The organism is Pseudomonas sp. LBUM1674, assembly GCF_059695635.1.
Genome location: NZ_CP166779.1, coordinates 433784 through 452740, shown reverse-complemented (window position 1 = coordinate 452740; position 18957 = coordinate 433784). Strand labels below are relative to the sequence as shown.

The 18957-nt window shown below is 59.5% G+C and carries 9 protein-coding genes; 7 read left to right on the top strand and 2 right to left on the bottom strand.

Annotation, left to right across the window (positions count from 1 at the left end; all coding sequences use genetic code 11):
- Positions 1 to 261 precede the first annotated feature (261 nt).
- The 5 genes from aceE (at position 262) to msrA (ending at position 9718) form a co-directional block, all read left to right on the top strand.
- Complete coding sequence (aceE, locus tag ACA067_RS02090) at positions 262 to 2907, top strand: pyruvate dehydrogenase (acetyl-transferring), homodimeric type (protein WP_497455018.1); 2646 nt, start codon at positions 262 to 264, stop codon at positions 2905 to 2907.
- Between the two features lie 11 nt (positions 2908 to 2918).
- Entirely contained in the window at positions 2919 to 4868 is a 1950-nt protein-coding gene (aceF, locus tag ACA067_RS02085; RefSeq protein WP_497460406.1) for a dihydrolipoyllysine-residue acetyltransferase, read from the top strand.
- Positions 4869 to 5142: 274 nt separating this feature from the next.
- A complete protein-coding gene (locus ACA067_RS02080; RefSeq protein ID WP_497460405.1) occupies positions 5143 to 6537 on the top strand; it encodes an alkaline phosphatase D family protein in 1395 nt (464 codons plus the stop codon).
- Positions 6538 to 6759: 222 nt separating this feature from the next.
- Positions 6760 to 8952 (top strand): putative bifunctional diguanylate cyclase/phosphodiesterase, encoded by a 2193-nt coding sequence (locus ACA067_RS02075; protein WP_497460404.1) that lies wholly within the window; start codon positions 6760 to 6762, stop codon positions 8950 to 8952.
- Between the two features lie 118 nt (positions 8953 to 9070).
- Positions 9071 to 9718: a peptide-methionine (S)-S-oxide reductase MsrA gene (msrA, locus tag ACA067_RS02070; protein ID WP_497460403.1), complete on the top strand. Its 648-nt coding sequence runs from the start codon at positions 9071 to 9073 to the stop codon at positions 9716 to 9718.
- Positions 9719 to 9843: 125 nt separating this feature from the next.
- On the opposite strand, the gene ACA067_RS02065 is transcribed toward msrA, so the two are convergent.
- Positions 9844 to 10680 carry a 23S rRNA (adenine(2030)-N(6))-methyltransferase RlmJ gene (locus tag ACA067_RS02065; protein WP_497460402.1) on the bottom strand — a complete coding sequence of 279 codons (837 nt, stop codon included), beginning with the start codon at positions 10678 to 10680 and terminating at the stop codon, positions 9844 to 9846.
- Positions 10681 to 10903: 223 nt separating this feature from the next.
- Positions 10904 to 12388 carry a sodium/proline symporter PutP gene (putP, locus tag ACA067_RS02060; protein WP_497460401.1) on the bottom strand — a complete coding sequence of 495 codons (1485 nt, stop codon included), beginning with the start codon at positions 12386 to 12388 and terminating at the stop codon, positions 10904 to 10906.
- 461 nt (positions 12389 to 12849) lie between these two features.
- On the opposite strand from putP, the gene putA reads away from it, so the two are divergent.
- Both putA and ACA067_RS02050 read left to right on the top strand, forming a co-directional pair.
- Positions 12850 to 16800, top strand: coding sequence for a trifunctional transcriptional regulator/proline dehydrogenase/L-glutamate gamma-semialdehyde dehydrogenase (gene putA / locus ACA067_RS02055; protein ID WP_497460400.1), 3951 nt, complete (start codon positions 12850 to 12852; stop codon positions 16798 to 16800).
- A 259-nt stretch (positions 16801 to 17059) separates the two neighbouring features.
- Entirely contained in the window at positions 17060 to 18862 is a 1803-nt protein-coding gene (locus ACA067_RS02050) for an acyl-CoA dehydrogenase (RefSeq protein WP_497460399.1), read from the top strand.
- Positions 18863 to 18957: the final 95 nt, after the last annotated feature.

Genomic DNA, 18957 nt, shown 5'->3' with positions numbered 1-18957 from the left:
CAAGCTTTCACCTTTTACGGTTGGCAAAAGACCAACCTTAACGATTATTCTCACAACGCAGCTGGAGGCCACAAGCCGCTCATCTGTAGTTTTACTACTCGTCTATACATTCGAAAGGCTGAAATGCCCGATGATTTGTAGTAAAACTACACGCCGCCGGAACAACCTCTCGGCAATCCAAGAATTTATATCGTCTGCCCACAAGGCCAGTCGCAAACTCAGGCAACCGATTCTGGAAGCCTTTCCGCCCTGGAGCAAGCCATGCAAGACCTCGATCCCGTCGAAACCCAGGAATGGCTGGACGCCCTGGAATCGGTTCTCGACAAAGAAGGCGAAGACCGTGCTCACTATCTGATGACCCGTATGGGTGAACTCGCGACCCGCAGCGGTTCGCAGTTGCCTTACGCCATCACCACGCCGTACCGCAACACCATCCCCGTTACCCACGAAGCACGCATGCCTGGCGACCTGTTCATGGAACGCCGCATTCGCTCGCTGGTACGCTGGAACGCGATGGCCATGGTGATGCGCACGAACCTGAAAGATTCTGACCTGGGCGGTCACATCTCCAGCTTCGCCTCCAGCGCAACCCTGTACGACATCGGCTTCAACTATTTCTTCCAGGCCCCGACCGACGAACACGGCGGCGACCTGATCTACTTCCAGGGTCACACCTCGCCAGGCGTCTACGCCCGTGCGTTCATGGAAGGCCGCATCACCGAAGACCAGATGAACAACTTCCGCCAGGAAGTGGACGGTCAGGGCCTGTCGTCCTACCCGCACCCTTGGCTGATGCCTGACTTCTGGCAGTTCCCGACTGTATCCATGGGTCTGGGCCCGATCCAGGCGATCTACCAGGCACGCTTCATGAAGTACCTGGAAGCCCGTGGCTTTATCCCTGAAGGCAAGCAAAAAGTCTGGTGCTTCCTGGGCGACGGCGAGTGCGACGAGCCGGAATCCCTGGGCGCGATCTCGCTGGCTGGCCGCGAGAAGCTCGACAACCTGATCTTCGTCATCAACTGCAACCTGCAGCGCCTTGATGGTCCGGTTCGCGGCAACGGCAAGATCATCCAGGAACTCGAAGGCGTGTTCCGCGGTGCTCAGTGGAACGTGACCAAAGTCATCTGGGGCCGTTTCTGGGACCCACTGTTGGCCAAAGACGTCGACGGTATCCTGCAACGCCGCATGGACGAAGTCATCGACGGCGAGTACCAGAACTACAAAGCCAAAGACGGCGCGTTCGTGCGTGAACACTTCTTCAACTCGCCAGAACTCAAGGCGATGGTTGCTGATCTGTCCGACGACGAGATCTGGAAGCTCAACCGTGGTGGTCACGACCCGTACAAGGTCTACGCGGCGTACCACGAAGCGGTCAACCACAAAGAACAACCGACCGTCATCCTGGCCAAGACCATCAAAGGTTATGGCACTGGTGCCGGCGAAGCGAAAAACACGGCGCACAACACCAAGAAAGTCGATGTCGACAGCCTGAAGTTGTTCCGTGATCGCTTCGACATTCCGGTCAAAGACGAAGAGCTGGAAAACCTGCCGTTCTTCAAGCCGGAGCCGAACAGCGCCGAAGCCCGCTACCTGAGCGAGCGCCGCACTGCACTGGGCGGTTTCGTGCCACAGCGTCGTGCAAAAAGCTTCAACATTCCGACCCCGGCACTCGATACCCTCAAGGCTATCCTGGACGGCTCGGGCGACCGTGAAATCTCCACCACCATGGCTTTCGTGCGGATCCTCGCGCAACTGGTCAAGGACAAGGAAATCGGCTCGCGCATTGTCCCGATCATCCCGGACGAAGCCCGTACCTTTGGTATGGAAGGCATGTTCCGTCAGTTGGGCATCTACTCCTCCGTCGGCCAGCTCTATGAACCAGTCGATAAAGACCAGGTGATGTTCTACAAGGAAGACAAGAAGGGCCAGATCCTCGAAGAAGGCATCAACGAAGCGGGCGCCATGAGCTCCTTCATCGCTGCCGGTACTTCGTACTCCAGCCACAACCAGCCAATGCTGCCGTTCTACATCTTCTATTCGATGTTCGGCTTCCAGCGTATCGGCGACCTCGCCTGGGCCGCTGGCGACAGCCGCACCCGTGGCTTCCTGATCGGCGGCACCGCCGGCCGGACCACGCTGAACGGCGAAGGCCTGCAACACGAAGACGGTCACAGCCACATCCTGGCTGCCACCATCCCGAACTGCCGCACCTTTGATCCAACCTACGGCTACGAGCTGGCGGTGATCATCCAGGACGGCATGAAGAAGATGACCGAACAGCAGCAGGACGTCTTCTACTACATCACCGTGATGAACGAGTCTTACCAGCAGCCAGCCATGCCGGCCGGTGTCGAAGAAGGCATCATCAAGGGCATGTACCTGCTCGAAGAAGACACCCGCGAAGCGGCGCACCACGTTCAGCTGATGGGCTCCGGCACCATCCTGCGTGAAGTGCGTGAAGCGGCGAAGATCCTGCGTGAACAGTTCAATGTCGGCGCTGACGTCTGGAGCGTTACCAGCTTCAACGAACTGCGTCGCGATGGCCTGGCCGTCGAGCGCAGCAACCGTCTGCACCCGGGCCAGAAGCCTAAACTGAGCTATGTCGAAGAGTGCCTGAACGGCCGTAAAGGTCCGGTCATCGCCTCCACCGACTACATGAAGCTGTTCGCTGAACAAATTCGTCAGTGGGTCCCGTCCAAGGAATTCAAAGTCCTGGGCACCGACGGTTTCGGCCGCAGTGACAGCCGTAAGAAGCTGCGTCACTTCTTCGAAGTCGACCGTCATTTCGTGGTGTTGGCAGCCCTGGAAGCCTTGGCTGACCGTGGTGATATCGAACCCAAGGTGGTGTCTGAAGCCATCGCCAAGTTCGGGATCAACCCGGAAAAACGCAACCCACTGGACTGCTGAGGAGACACTCTGTGAGCGAACTCATTCGCGTACCTGACATCGGCAGCGGTGAAGGTGAAGTAATTGAACTGTTTGTGAAGGTCGGCGACCGTATCGAAGCCGAGCAGAGCATCCTGACACTTGAGTCGGACAAGGCGAGCATGGAAGTTCCTGCTCCCAAGGCCGGCATCGTCAAAAGCCTGAAAGTGAAACTGGGCGATCGCCTGAAAGAAGGCGACGAACTGCTGGAGCTGGAAGTCGAAGGTGCCGCTGCTGCGGCCCCTGCGGCTGCCGCTGCGCCGGCTGCCAAGGCTGAAGCTGCTCCTGCCGCCGCGGCTCCAGCTCCAGCTGCCGCGCCTGCTGCTGCAACCACCCAGCAAGTGCACGTCCCGGACATCGGTTCGTCGGGCAAGGCCCAGATCATCGAGATCCAGGTCAAGGTCGGCGACACCGTCGAGGCTGATCAGTCGCTGATCACCCTGGAGTCCGACAAGGCCAGCATGGAAATCCCTTCGCCCGTCGCTGGCGTGGTCGAAAGCATCAGCGTCAAGCTCAACGACGAAGTCGGCACTGGCGACCTGATTCTGGCCCTGAAAGTGGCAGGTGCCGCGGCACCGGCTGCGGCCGCGCCAGCTCAGGCGGCGGCACCTGCTGCCGCTGCTCCAGCGCCAGCCGCTGCAGCCCCGGCTGCACCGGTTGCGGACACTGTCCAAGACATTCACGTCCCGGACATCGGTTCGGCAGGCAAGGCCAAGATCATCGAAGTCCTGGTCAAGGCCGGCGACACCGTTGAAGCCGACCAGTCGCTGATCACCCTGGAATCCGACAAGGCGAGCATGGAAATTCCATCGCCTGCCGCTGGTGTGGTGGAAAGCGTTTCCATCAAGCTGGATGACGAAGTCGGTACTGGCGACCTGATTCTGAAGCTGAAAGTCAAAGGCGTTGCGCCTGCTGCTGCCCCGGCTCCGGCCGCTGCTGCTCCTGGCGCTCCAGCTCCAGCCGCCGCTGCGCCTGCTGCTCCGGCACCGGCCGCACCTGCTGCGGCACCGGCCAAGCCGGGCGCCAAGGTTCATGCTGGCCCGGCTGTACGCCAACTGGCCCGTGAATTCGGCGTCGAGCTGAACGCCGTCGGCGCCAGTGGTCCGCACGGTCGCATCCTGAAAGAAGACGTGCAGGTTTACGTCAAAGCCATGATGCAGAAGGCCAAGGAAGCACCAGCCGCTGCTGCTGGCGCAACCGGCGGCGCGGGTATCCCGCCGATTCCGGTCGTCGACTTCAGCCGCTTCGGTGAAATCGAAGAAGTACCGATGACCCGCCTGATGCAAATCGGCGCGTCGAGCCTGCATCGCAGCTGGCTGAACATTCCGCACGTGACTCAGTTCGATTCGGCTGATATCACCGACCTGGAAGCGTTCCGTGTCGCTCAGAAAGCCGTTGCAGAAAAGGCTGGCGTCAAGCTGACCATCCTGCCGCTGCTGCTCAAATCCTGCGCGCACCTGCTCAAGGAACTGCCGGACTTCAACAGTTCGCTGGCACCAAGCGGCAAAGCGATCATCCGCAAGAAGTACGTGAACATCGGCTTCGCAGTCGACACCCCTGAAGGCCTGCTGGTACCGGTCATCAAGAACGTCGATCAGAAGAGCCTGTTGCAACTGGCAGCCGAAGCCGCCGTGCTGGCCGCCAAAGCCCGCGACAAGAAGCTCACCGCTGACGACATGCAAGGCGCCTGCTTCACCATTTCCAGCCTCGGCCACATTGGCGGCACCGGCTTCACGCCGATCGTCAACGCGCCGGAAGTGGCGATCCTCGGTGTCTCCAAGGCAACCATCCAGCCAGTCTGGGACGGCAAAGCCTTCCAGCCGAAACTGATGCTGCCCCTGTCGTTGTCCTACGATCACCGTGTGATCAACGGTGCCGCTGCTGCACGCTTCACCAAGCGTCTGAGCGACCTGCTGGCGGACATCCGCACCATCCTGCTGTAACACCGACTGGCCCTCCTTCACTGGAGGGCCCGTTGCGTCCCACGTTTTCCGAGCGCCACGCTCGTACCTCAACCCCGCCCATTTGGCGGGGCTTTTTTTTGCCTGATGTTTTATCCGAGCCTTCCTACAGTTGTGGCTGATATCGCCCACAACTCCAGTCCATTTCTGCCCAGTATTTTTTAGGGTCCAATCAATAGTCTTGATGATACGACTCTAACTATGCGCGCTGACATCAATACTTGATTGATAAGCGCACTACTGAATGGACTCATGCATGTTCAAACCAACGGTCGGCCCGATTATTGGCCACACGACAATCAACCACGCGCGTATTTTCGTGCGTGGCAAGTTCCAGATGAACACCCAGGCATTTGCCGGTATCCGATATCGACCACGGGGGGACCAACGTTGGCTGGATAGCGTTTTTACCAAACTCGAATCCGTACGCGACATGTCCCAGGTCATTGCCCTCAATGATCTCGTTGCCAACACTGAATACGAATACCAGGCGGGCTGGCTCAGCCTTGCAAGCCCGGCGCATACCCTGGAGACAGTCACGGAGCTGCCACTGCAATGGCCCCAGGACATTTACCGCTTTCGTACGCCTTCCGATGAAGCTACCCAACCACGCGCTTATATCTTCGGCTCGTGCCGATACCTGCAGTTGACTGGCGGGGTACCGATATTGCCGCACCTCAGCGACCGGATTTTCGCCTCGATCATAACGCTTGCAGAGCAGAGTGATCCTCCTGTCAGCGCGATATTGATGACCGGCGACCAGGTCTATCTGGATGACCTGAACGCGATTGCTCCCGACCGCGAGCTCAATCAAATGCTCCTTAGATACCGCACTGCTTTTTCCCAACCCAATATCAGCCAGCTGATGTCCACTATTCCCACTTACATGATTCTTGATGATCATGAAATAGAGGATAACTGGCCGGCCAAAAGAACGCGCAATGACGACTATATGTATAACAATGCAATGCTCGCTTACGAGTTATATCAAGCCAGCCACAGCCCGACTCACCCACTGCTCGATAACGGCCAGATCAATCCGGCATCGGACCGATATTGGTATCAGTTTTGCGAAGGAGATATCGAATGGTTCGTCATTGATTGCCGCACCCGGCGCAACCTCGCAGCCAATGACCGACGCATGATTGATCAAGAGCAGGAGCTGGCACTGTGCGAGTGGCTGATCAACAGCACGGCCCGGGTCAAATTCGTGGTCACCAGCGTAATGTTGTACCCCGACCTGATCAAAGACGGTGATGATGGCTGGAAAGGGTTTCCCGAGCAGCGACTGCGCCTGCTGGAGACCATCCGCAAGCATCGCCTCAGGAACGTCTTTATCGTCTCCGGCGACGTGCATGGCTCGCTGGTCAGCCGAATGACCCACAGCGAGGACCCGGAATTCGAGATTCACACCCTGGTGTCATCGCCGCTGAGCAACAGCAAAATGCTGCCCTATGCCAAGGTTTCCAGCTTCATTCTCGATCAGCCATTGGCCAAAACTGAATCGGGCGAGTATCGGCATGAACTGGCCGGCGAGATGGTCAGCCAGGACAACTTTGCCCATCTGGTGATTGATACTGCAAAGATTTGCATCAGTTATCACGGCAGAACGGGCAACCTGTTGCAGAGGATTGAAATTCCATTGCGCTGAAAACTCCCGGATCGCAGCCTGCAGGGCTGCGATCCTTTCGGGCCGGAACACTACTTTTGTACCGCCACTGCAGCATTCCTGGTCCCTGCCGACATATTCTTATAGCACTTGGCTTTCATCTCTCTTGTCAGTCGGTGTCGCAATGATGCAACCTTGCGTCACGCAACAGAAAAGAGGGCGCGAGCCCGGCGCGACCAGCACCTTCGAAGCGAGTCTCCCTTCATGAAAAGCCAACCCGATGCCGCCAGCCGTATGGTGGCCGAGGTCGTGACGCAGTTGCCTGTGCCCTCGCGGCTGGGCATGCTGCGTTTCGAACGGCTGAATGAACCGAGCTGGGCGCTACTGTTTCTCGATCCCAATTGCGAACGACAGTTTGGTCAGCCGGCCACGGAGCTTTGTGCCCTGGTCGACTCACCCTACGCCAGCCTGATGGAGCCCGAGGCGCGCTATCAACTGCACGACGCGATTCAGCAGCAACTCAGCGACAGCCCGCATTACCTGATCCGCTACAACCTGCACACCGCCAAAGGCTCCCTGAGCCTGCTCGAGCTGGGCGAGGCCTACCGACAACACAATCGACACCTGCTGCGCGGCTACCTGATGGTCGTGGACGGATTATTCGAGGACGAACAACAGCTGCCGACGCTGGACCTGGCAACCCAGAACTCGCGCCTGCAATTCGTCCTGGAACTCAATCAGCGCGCCCAGGTCATCAATAATCACAATCGCCGCACCGCCGCCAGCGCTGTGCACCTGTTCCAGCGTGCGGTGGAACAAAGCGCCAACGCCTTCCTGCTCGTCAATCGCGACGGCGTGGTGGAGTACGTCAACCCAAGCTTCACGGCGATCACCCAGTACACCACCGATGAAGTCCACGGCCAGCGGCTGTCGGAACTGCCGGCGCTGGAAAACCTCAGCGAACTGCTGTTTGACGCACCCTCGGCGCTGACCATGAGCAACAGCTGGCAGGGCGAGTTCAAAAGCCGGCGCAAAAACCTCGAACCCTACTGGGGTCAGTTGTCGATTTCCAAAGTCTTCGGTGACAACCGCGAGTTGACCCATTACATCGGCATCTATGAAGACATCACCCAGACCAAGCTTGCCCACCAGCGTATCGAGCGCCTGGCCTACACCGACAACCTGACCAACCTCGGCAACCGCCCGGCGTTCATTCGCAACCTCGATGAACGCTTCGCCCGGGACAGCGATACGCCGATCAGCCTGTTGCTGGTGGACATCGACAACTTCAAGCGGATCAACGACAGCCTTGGCCACCAAACCGGTGACAAGTTGCTGATCAGCCTGGCCCGGCGACTGCGCAACAGCCTGAGCCCGAGTGGCAGCCTGGCGCGCTTTGCCAGTAACGAATTCGCTGTGCTGCTGGACAACACCGACCTCTCGGTTGGCCAGCAAGTCGCCAACCAGATATTGGCGACCCTCGACAAGCCGATGTTCGTCGACAACCAATTGATCAGCGTCACCGGTTCCGTGGGCCTGGCCTGCGCGCCGCTGCACGGGCGCGACCCGCAGACCCTGATGCGCAACGCCGGGCTGGCGCTGCACAAGGCCAAGGCCAACGGTAAACATCAGGTACAGGTCTTCACCGAAACGCTGAACGCCGAAGCCAGTTACAAACTGTTCGTCGAGAACAACCTGCGCCGCGCCCTGACCCAGAACGAACTGGACGTGTTTTATCAGCCCAAGCTCTGCCTGCGCAGCGGTCGCCTGCTGGGGATGGAAGCCTTGCTGCGCTGGAACCATCCGCAAAAAGGCATGATCCGCCCGGACCAGTTCATCAGCGTCGCCGAAGAAACCGGCCTGATAATCCCGATCGGCAAATGGATCGCCCGCCAGGCCTGCCGCATGAGCAAGGACCTGACGGCCTCTGGCCTGGGCAATCTTCAGGTGGCGATCAACCTGTCACCCAAACAGTTCTCCGACCCGGACCTGGTGGCGTCCATCGCCAGCATCCTCAAGGAAGAAGCATTGCCGGCGAACCTGCTGGAGCTTGAGTTGACGGAGGGCCTGCTGCTGGAAGCCACCGAAGACACCCACTTGCAGCTCGACCAACTCAAGCGCCTGGGCCTGACCTTGGCCATGGACGACTTCGGGACCGGTTACTCGTCGCTCAGTTACTTGAAAAAATTCCCGATCGACATCATCAAGATCGATCGAAGCTTCATCCACGAAATCCCCGACAACCAGGACGACATGGAAATCACCTCCGCGGTGATCGCCATGGCCCACAACCTGAAACTCAAGGTCGTGGCTGAAGGCATCGAGACGGCTGAGCAGCTGGCCTTCCTGCGCCGCCACCGTTGCGACGTCGGCCAGGGCTACCTGTTCGACCGACCGATTCCGGGCAGCGAGCTGATCGAAAAACTCAAACGCTACCCGCGTGGTCCGATCGCCTGACAGCACACCGCAATCCGTGTGGCCACCCCAGGGGCACACGGGTAGTGCGTAACTGGACGGCATTGGGCACACTGGCAGTCTGCGTATCAACATTCCAACCTGACTGAGAGGACTGATAATGGTTCTGCGCTCGGAAATTCTGGTAAACAAAAACGTGCTTCCTACCAAAGAACAAGCTCTGCCTGGCCGTGAAAGCCCAATGACCGTGCCGGAGAAACACTTCGTCCACGACGCCCCGCTACTGGGCCCGTTCGCCACCAATGTCGACTTTGCAATCTTCGGCCTGGGTTGCTTTTGGGGTGCGGAACGTCGCTTCTGGCAGCGTGAAGGCGTAGTCAGCACCGTGGTGGGGTATGCCGGTGGTTTCACGCCGAACCCGACCTATGAAGAAGTCTGCTCGGGCCTGACCGGGCACAGCGAAGTCGTGCTCGTGGTCTACGAGCCGGAAAAAGTCAGCTACGACGAGCTGCTGAAGATGTTCTGGGAACTGCACAACCCGACCCAGGGCATGCGTCAGGGCAACGACATCGGCACGCAGTATCGCTCGGTGATCTACGCCACCAACCCAGACCAACTGGCAGCCGCCAAGCGCAGCGCGCAGGTGTTCCAGGCCGAACTGACCAAGGCCGGCAAAGGCACCATCACCACCGAAATCGACGAAGCCCCGACGGTCTACTTCGCCGAGGCGTATCACCAGCAGTACCTGGCCAAGAATCCAGAAGGGTATTGCGGGATTGGCGGTACCGGTGTGACCTGCCCGATCTGACCCCCAAAAAGCAAAAGATCGCAGCCTCGTTTCACTCGACAGCTCCTACGGGTTTAAGCATTCCCTTGTAGGAGCTGTCGAGTGAAACGAGGCTGCGATCTTTTGATCTTGCTTGTCGATTTACCCTATTCAGCAATCAACCAATCCATCTGCCACCCACCCTGGGTCTGCCCAAGCTTCTTGGACAACCACGGCAGCAACTCACGCAATTCCTCTTCCAGCCCCCAAGGCGGATTGGCAATCGCCAATCCCGAGCCATTGAGGCTGTTCGGCGTATCCAGCGGATGCACCAACAACTCCACCCGTAACAACTTCGGCGCGCCCGTGCCAGCCAGATCCTGATAAAAGCGCCGCAACATGCGCTGGTCCTTCACCGGATACCAGATTGCCGCCACGGTCTGGCGCATCCGGCCGATCGCCTCTTTCAACGACGCCGCGCAACGCTGCATCTCATCGAGCTGCTCGAACGGCGGATCAATCAACATCACCGCGCGCTTCTCCGGCACCGGCAACATTGCCCGCGGCACATGCCAGCCTTCGCCCAGATGCACCTTCACCCGACGATCGCCCTTCATGTTGTCCTTGAGCAACACACCATCTTGCGGGTGCTTCTCGTTAAGCAACACCCGATCCTGCGGACGGGTCAGACGTCGCGCCAACTCCGGCGACCCCGGGTAATAGCGCAACTGGCCATCCGGGTTCATCTCGTGCAGGACCTGCATGTAATCAGCCGTCAGGATCGGCAGATCCGGCTGATCCCACAAACGCGCAATGCCTTCCAGGTATTCACCGGTACGGCCCGCCTCATCGCCCTGCAGGTCATACAGGCCAATACCGGCGTGGGTGTCGAGATAGGCAAACGGCTGCTCCTTGCGCGACATCAGGGCGATGAGGCGGGTCAAGGTCAGGTGTTTGAACACGTCGGCGTGATTGCCGGCATGGAAGGCGTGACGATAATTCATGGCTGCTCCTGCGAAGGGCGGCAAGTTTACCTTGTACGGGGCTGGACGTCAGGGGTTCGCGGCTGAGCGGGCACTCTGCGCGGCGGCCGCGGGCACATCCCCCCAGTTGGAACTGCCGAAGGAAATCGCTCGCAGACTGAAAAAACAAAAAAACGGCCCGCCTCCAAAGGGAAGCGGGCCGTTCTCATGTTCGGCGAAAGGTCTGAGCTTCAGCTCATTCCCATCACTTGTTCAGGCGGAAATCTGCCTCGGCCGCAGCAAAGCGATGCAGCATGCCGGCAGTCGGCGCGCCCAGTTTGCTGACGATGTAGATCGCCAGGCTGGCGAAGATGAAGCCTGGGATGATTTCGTACAGACCCAGCAACTCGAAGTGTTTCCACACGATCACAGTGATCGCGCCGACCAGGATACCGGCCAGTGCGCCGTTGCGGGTCATGTCTTTCCAGATCACAGAGATCAGGACGACAGGGCCGAACGCGGCACCGAAACCGGCCCAGGCGTAGCTGACCAGACCCAGTACGCGGTTTTCCGGGTTGGCGGCCATTGCGATGGCGATCAGGGCAACAAGCAGCACCATGGCGCGACCGACCCAGACCAGTTCAACCTGGGAAGCGGTTTTACGCAGGAAGGTTTTGTAGAAGTCTTCGGTCAGGGCGCTCGAGCACACCAGCAACTGGCAGCTCAAGGTACTCATCACCGCCGCCAGAATGGCCGACAGCAGAACACCGGCGATCCACGGGTTGAACAGGATTTTCGCCAGTTCGATGAACACACGTTCGTGGTTTTCGGTCACAGGACCGGCCGCGTCAGGGTTCGCCGAGAAGTAAGCAATACCAAAGAAGCCTACCGCCACGGTGCCGCCCAGGCACAGGATCATCCAGGTCATGGAGATGCGACGGGCGTTGGCGATCGACTTGACCGAATCCGCCGCCATGAAGCGCGCGAGGATGTGCGGCTGGCCGAAGTAGCCCAGGCCCCAGCCCATCAGCGAGATAATGCCGATGAAGGTGGTGTTTTTCAGCATGTCGAAGTTGCTGGCATCTTGCGCTTCGATCGCCAGGAACGTGGTGTCGACGCCGCCGGTGGCCAGCAGCACGATGATCGGCGTCAGCAACAGGGCGAAGATCATCAGCGTGGCTTGTACGGTGTCAGTCCAGCTGACAGCCAGGAAGCCACCGACAAAGGTGTAGGCAATCGTCGCCGCAGCGCCGGCCCACAGCGCCGTCTCGTAGGACATGCCGAAGGTGCTTTCGAACAGACGGGCACCGGCCACGATGCCGGAGGCGCAGTAGATGGTGAAGAACACCAGGATCACGACCGCGGAGATGATCCGCAGCAGGCCGCTTTTGTCTTCGAAACGGCTGGAGAAGTAATCCGGCAGGGTCAGTGCGTCGCCGTTGTGCTCGGTCTGCACACGCAGACGACCCGCAACGAACAGCCAGTTCAGGTAAGCACCGACGATCAGGCCAATGGCGATCCAGCTTTCGGAAAGACCGGACATGTAGATAGCGCCCGGCAGGCCCATCAACAACCAGCCGCTCATGTCGGAGGCGCCGGCGGACAATGCCGTCACGACACTGCCCAGGCTACGACCGCCCAGAATGTAGTCAGAAAGGTTGTTGGTGGAGCGATAGGCCATGAAGCCGATCAGCACCATTGCTGCGATATAGATCACGAACGTGATCAGGGTTGGATTGCTAACGCTCATTAAGTGATGCCCTGGCTTTGTTTTTATGTAGCGGCGGCTGGTGAACCGCGCGCAAACGATGACGTTTGACAGACGATCCTGGATCCGCGCATTTATGACTGATGTTTCCCCAGGAAAGCCATCAGCCGGCACACCTGACTTTTATGGCCGGTTGCACCTTGGGCGCGAATGCTATTCAACAAAGCAAATAAGGTGCAACCAGTTTCTCGAGAATAAGTTGCACCTAGTCGGATTTATCTGCAATAACCCTGTTTTTGCGCCCTTTTAGGGCAGTCAAAGCTCATTACTAGAAGTAAAAGCACCCAGCAGGAACGATACGAACGTAGCGGAATTTATTTCCTGACGAGCTGCGTAACATTCCGACAAAAAAAGGGTTGCACCCGGTTGCACCTCGCCAGCTGCGCAGCTAATCTTGCCGCCAGCTGATGCCACGCGGTCGTGGCAAACATGAGGATAAAAATATGGCTACCACCACCCTTGGGGTCAAACTAGACGACCCGACCCGCGAGCGCCTCAAGGCCGCCGCGACCTCGATTGATCGCACGCCGCACTGGCTGATCAAGCAGGCAATTTTCAATTACCTGGAAAAACTCGAGGGTGGTGCAACCCTGACCGAGCTGAACGGTTTGACCAAGGATTCCGACGAAGCCGTCGACGTGCCGCTGGATCACGCCCACCAGTGCTTCCTTGAATTTGCCGAAAGCATCCTGCCGCAATCGGTGCTGCGTGCTTCGATCACCGCCGCCTACCGTCGCCCGGAACCCGAAGTGGTGCCGATGCTGATCGAACAGGCTCGCCTGCCGGCTGCGATGGCCGAAGCCACCAACAAACTCGCCGCCTCGATTGCCGAGAAACTGCGCAATCAGAAGAGCGCCGGTGGCCGTGCCGGTATCGTTCAGGGCTTGTTGCAGGAGTTTTCCCTGTCGTCCCAGGAAGGCGTGGCGCTGATGTGCCTGGCCGAAGCGCTGCTGCGTATCCCGGACAAAGGCACCCGCGACGCACTGATTCGCGACAAGATCAGCACCGGCAACTGGCACCCGCACCTGGGCAATAGCCCTTCGCTGTTCGTCAACGCCGCCACCTGGGGCTTGCTGCTGACCGGCAAATTGGTCGCCACCCACAACGAAGCCGGCCTGACATCGTCCCTGAGCCGCATCATCGGCAAGAGCGGCGAGCCGATGATCCGCAAGGGCGTCGACATGGCCATGCGCCTGATGGGCGAGCAGTTCGTGACCGGCGAAACCATCGCCGAAGCCCTGGCCAACGCCAGCAAGTTCGAAGCCAAGGGCTTCCGCTATTCCTACGACATGCTGGGTGAAGCCGCACTCACCGAGCACGACGCCCAGAAATACCTGGCCTCGTACGAACAAGCCATCCACTCGATCGGCAAAGCGTCCCACGGTCGTGGGATTTATGAAGGCCCGGGCATTTCCATCAAGCTGTCGGCCCTGCACCCGCGTTACAGCCGTGCCCAGTACGAGCGCGTGATGGATGAGTTGTACCCGCGTCTGCTGTCGCTGACCCTGCTGGCCAAGCAATACGACATCGGCCTGAACATCGACGCCGAAGAAGCCGACCGCCTCGAGCTGTCGCTGGATCTGCTGGAGCGCCTGTGCTTCGAGCCGCAACTGACCGGCTGGAACGGCATCGGTTTCGTAATCCAGGCTTATCAGAAGCGTTGCCCGTATGTGATCGACTACGTGATCGACCTGGCTCGCCGCAGCCGCCATCGACTGATGATCCGCCTGGTAAAAGGCGCGTACTGGGACAGCGAAATCAAGCGCGCCCAGGTCGAAGGCCTCGAAGGCTATCCGGTCTACACCCGCAAGGTGTACACCGACGTTTCCTACATCGCCTGCGCCCGCAAACTGCTGTCGGTACCGGAAGTCATCTACCCGCAGTTCGCCACGCACAACGCCCACACGCTGTCGGCGATTTATCACATTGCCGGTCAGAACTATTACCCGGGTCAGTACGAATTCCAATGCCTGCACGGCATGGGCGAACCGCTGTACGAACAGGTTGTAGGTAAAGTTTCCGAAGGCAAGTTGAATCGTCCGTGCCGCGTGTACGCACCGGTCGGTACTCACGAAACGCTGTTGGCGTACCTGGTGCGTCGTTTGCTGGAAAACGGTGCGAACACCTCGTTCGTCAACCGCATCGCCGACCAATCTATTTCGATCCAGGAGCTGGTGGCCGATCCAGTGGCCAGCATCGAGCAGATGGCGACGCTGGAAGGCGGCTTCGGCCTGCCGCACCCGCGTATCCCGCTGCCGCGTGATCTTTATGGTGCCGAGCGCGCCAACTCCAGCGGCATCGACATGGCCAACGAACACCGTCTGGCTTCGCTGTCCTGCGCCCTGCTGGCCACCGCTCACAACCACTGGAAAGCCGCACCGATGCTCGGTTGCACTTCCAGCACTGAAACGCCTGCGCCTGTCTTGAACCCGTCCGATCTGCGCGACGTGGTTGGTCATGTCCAGGAAGCCACCGTCGACGACGTCGACAATGCGATCCAGTGCGCCCTGAATGCTGCGCCGATCTGGCAGGCCACCCCGCCCGCCGAACGCGCCGCGATCCTGGAACGTGCCGCCGATTTGATGGAAGGCGAGATCCAGCCGCTGATGGGCCTGTTGGCGCGTGAAGCCGGCAAGACCTTCGCCAACGCCATCGCCGAAGTGCGCGAAGCCGTGGACTTCCTGCGTTATTACGCGGTGCAGGCACGCAATGATTTCAGCAACGACGCCCACCGCCCATTGGGTCCGGTGGTCTGCATCAGCCCGTGGAACTTCCCGCTGGCGATTTTCAGCGGCCAGGTCGCTGCTGCATTGGCTGCCGGTAACCCGGTGCTGGCCAAGCCTGCAGAACAAACGCCGCTGGTGGCGGCTCAAGCCGTGCGCTTGATGCTCGAAGCCGGGATTCCGGAAGGCGTGCTGCAACTGCTGCCCGGCCGTGGCGAAACCGTCGGTGCCCGTCTGGTTGGCGACGATCGCGTCAAAGGCGTGATGTTCACAGGCTCTACCGAAGTCGCACGCTTGCTGCAACGCAACGTCGCCGGTCGCCTGGATGCACAGGGTCGCCCAATTCCGCTAATCGCTGAAACCGGCGGCCAGAACGCGATGATCGTCGACTCTTCGGCCTTGACCGAGCAGGTGGTGATCGACGTCGTATCGTCGGCCTTCGACAGCGCCGGTCAACGCTGTTCGGCGCTGCGGGTCCTGTGCCTGCAGGAAGATTCCGCTGACCGCGTCATCGAAATGCTCAAGGGCGCCATGGCTGAATGCCGTCTCGGCAACCCGGAGCGCTTGTCCGTGGACATCGGCCCGGTGATCGACGCCGAAGCCAAGGCAGGCATCGACAAGCACATCCAGGGCATGCGCGACAAAGGTCGCAGCGTGTACCAGGTGGCCATCGCCAATACCGAAGAAGTCAAACGCGGCAACTTCGTGATGCCAACCTTGATCGAACTGGAAAGCTTCGACGAGCTGCAACGGGAGATTTTCGGCCCGGTGCTGCACGTGGTTCGCTACAAGCGCAAGGACATCGACCAGCTGATCGCTCAGATCAATGCTTCCGGCTACGGCCTGACGCTGGGTGTGCACACCCGCATCGACGAGACCATCGCCAAGGTGATCGACAACGTCAACGCCGGTAACGTCTATGTGAACCGCAACATCGTGGGTGCCGTGGTCGGCGTGCAACCGTTCGGCGGCGAAGGTTTGTCGGGGACTGGCCCGAAAGCCGGTGGTCCGCTGTACCTGTACCGTCTGCTGTCGACGCGTCCTACCGATGCAATCGAACAATCCTTCGCTCGCGGTGACGCTATCGCTGCGCCGGATGTTCGTCTGCGCGATGCCATGAGCAAACCGCTGACGGCCCTGAAGGCCTGGGCCGATAAACACAAGTTCGCTGACCTGAGCACCTTGTGCGTGCAGTTCGCGGCACAATCGCAAAGCGGGATCACTCGTGTTCTGGCCGGCCCGACCGGCGAACGCAACAGCTACGCCATCCTGCCACGTGAACACGTGCTGTGCCTGGCGGAAGTCGAAGGCGACCTGCTGACCCAACTCGCAGCGGTATTGGCGGTGGGCGGCTCGGCGGTGTGGCCGGAAGCTGAATTGACCAAGGCATTGTTCGCACGTTTGCCAAAGGATGTTCAGGCGCGGATCAAGCTGGTTGCCGATTGGAACAAGGATGAAGTGGTGTTTGATGCGGTTCTGCATCATGGCCATTCCGATCAGCTGCGTGCGGTGTGCCAGCAAGTGGCCAAGCGTGCTGGCGCGATCGTTGGAGTTCATGGTTTGTCGCAAGGCGAGACCGGCATTGCGCTGGAGCGCCTGGTGATCGAGCGGGCGCTGAGCGTTAACACGGCTGCGGCAGGTGGTAATGCGAGCTTGATGACGATCGGCTAAAACGCTGCAAAACCAGGCGCCCGCAATGGACGCCTGGCATGCAATATCCCCTGTGGGAGCGAGCTTGCTCGCGATGACGGCAGCACATCCAACATAGATGTGACTGATTCACCGCCATCGCGAGCAAGCTCGCTCCCACAGTTGTTTTGTGGCGCCTGCTAAGTCGTCGCTCTGCTGCACCATCACGCTTATCAATCATCCTGTTCACCCCGCCCTCCCCACGCCTAGACTCGGTCCATTCCAAAAAAGGTAGGCTGCCATGTCCGAGACGCTGCTCAGTTCCCGCAATCTGGCTTTCGAGCTGTACGAAGTCCTCGATGCAGAGGGCTTGACCCAGCGCGAGCGGTTTGCCGAACACAACCGCGAAACCTTCGATGCCGCCATCGGTACCGCTCGCCACATCGCCGAAAAGTTCTTCGCTCCGCACAACCGCAAGGGCGACGAGAACGAACCGCGCTACGAAAACGGTCAGGCGATTCTGATTCCGGAAGTGAAGCCCGCGGTGGACGCTTTCCTCGAAGCCGGCTTCCTCAACGCGGCGCGCAGTTTCGACGCGGGCGGCATGCAGCTCCCTACCCTGCTGTCCCAGGCCTGTTTCGCACACTTTCAATCGGCCAATGCGGCATCGACCTCATACCCGTTTTTGACCATGGGCGCGGCCAACCTGATTGAAAGTTTCGGCACCGATGAACAGAAGCAGCGCTTCCTGCAACCGATGATCGACGGCCGCTTCTTCGGCACCATGGCCCTGACCGAACCGCATGCCGGTTCGTCGTTGTCGGATATTCGCACCCGCGCCGAGCCGGCGGCCGACGGTACCTATCGACTCAAGGGCAACAAGATCTTCATCTCCGGCGGCGATCACCCGCTGTCGGAAAACATCGTGCACATGGTCCTGGCCAAGTTGCCGGATGCACCGGCCGGCGTGAAGGGAATCTCGCTGTTTATCGTGCCCAAGTTTCTGGTCAACGATGACGGGAGCCTGGGCAAGCGCAACGACGTGCTACTGGCGGGGCTGTTCCACAAGATGGGCTGGCGCGGCACGACCTCCACCGCGCTGAATTTCGGCGACAACGGCGAGTGTGTCGGCTACCTGGTGGGCAAGCCGCACCATGGGCTGAGCTACATGTTCCAGATGATGAACGAGGCACGAATCGGCGTCGGCATGGGCGCGGTAATGCTCGGGTACGCCGGTTATCTGTACTCGCTGGAATACGCCCGCGAACGGCCGCAAGGTCGCGTCCCGGACAGCAAAGACCCGAACACTGCGCCGGTGGCGATCATTCAGCATGCCGACGTCAGGCGCATGTTGCTGACCCAGAAAGCCTACGTGGAAGGCTCGTTTGACCTTGGTTTGTACGCGGCGCGGCTGTTCGATGACACCACAACGCTTGAGACCGAAGCCGAACGCAAGCAGGCCCATGAGCTCTTGGATTTGCTGACACCCATCGTCAAATCCTGGCCATCGGAGTTTTGCTTGAAGGCCAACGAACTGGCGATCCAGATTCTTGGCGGTCACGGGTACACCCGTGAATATCCGGTGGAGCAGTATTACCGCGACAACCGCCTGAATCCGATCCATGAGGGCACGCACGGCATTCAGTCGCTGGACTTGCTGGGGCGCAAACTGGCGCAGAACGGTGGCGCGGGGCTCAAGCAATTGATCCGTTTGATTGCCGACACTGCCGAGCGCGCCCAGACATACGAATCATTAACTGCACTGCGTGAGCCCTTGGAGAAACTGGTGGCCCGCCTGCAAACGGTGACCATTGGCCTGCTGACGGATCTGGGGCAAGGCAAGGTCAACAGCAGCCTGGCGAACTCGGCGCTGTACTTGAAAGTGTTCGGGCATACGGTGATTGGCTGGCGCTGGCTGGAACAGGCGATTCGGGCTGAGGAAGGGTTGGCCAAGGGTAATGCGGCAGATGTGAACTTCTATAAAGGCAAGCTGCAGGCGGCGCGGTATTTCCTGACGTGGGAAGTACCGGGTTGTCACCATGAACTGGCGATTCTCGAGGCGCGGGATGATGTGTGTCTTGGGATGCAGGATGCTTGGTTCTAACTAGCGCCTTGTGGTGCAGCTGAAATCCAATCGCGGGCAAGCCCGCTCCCACAGGGATCTCTGTTGTTCACAGATAATGTGCTCAACACACATAT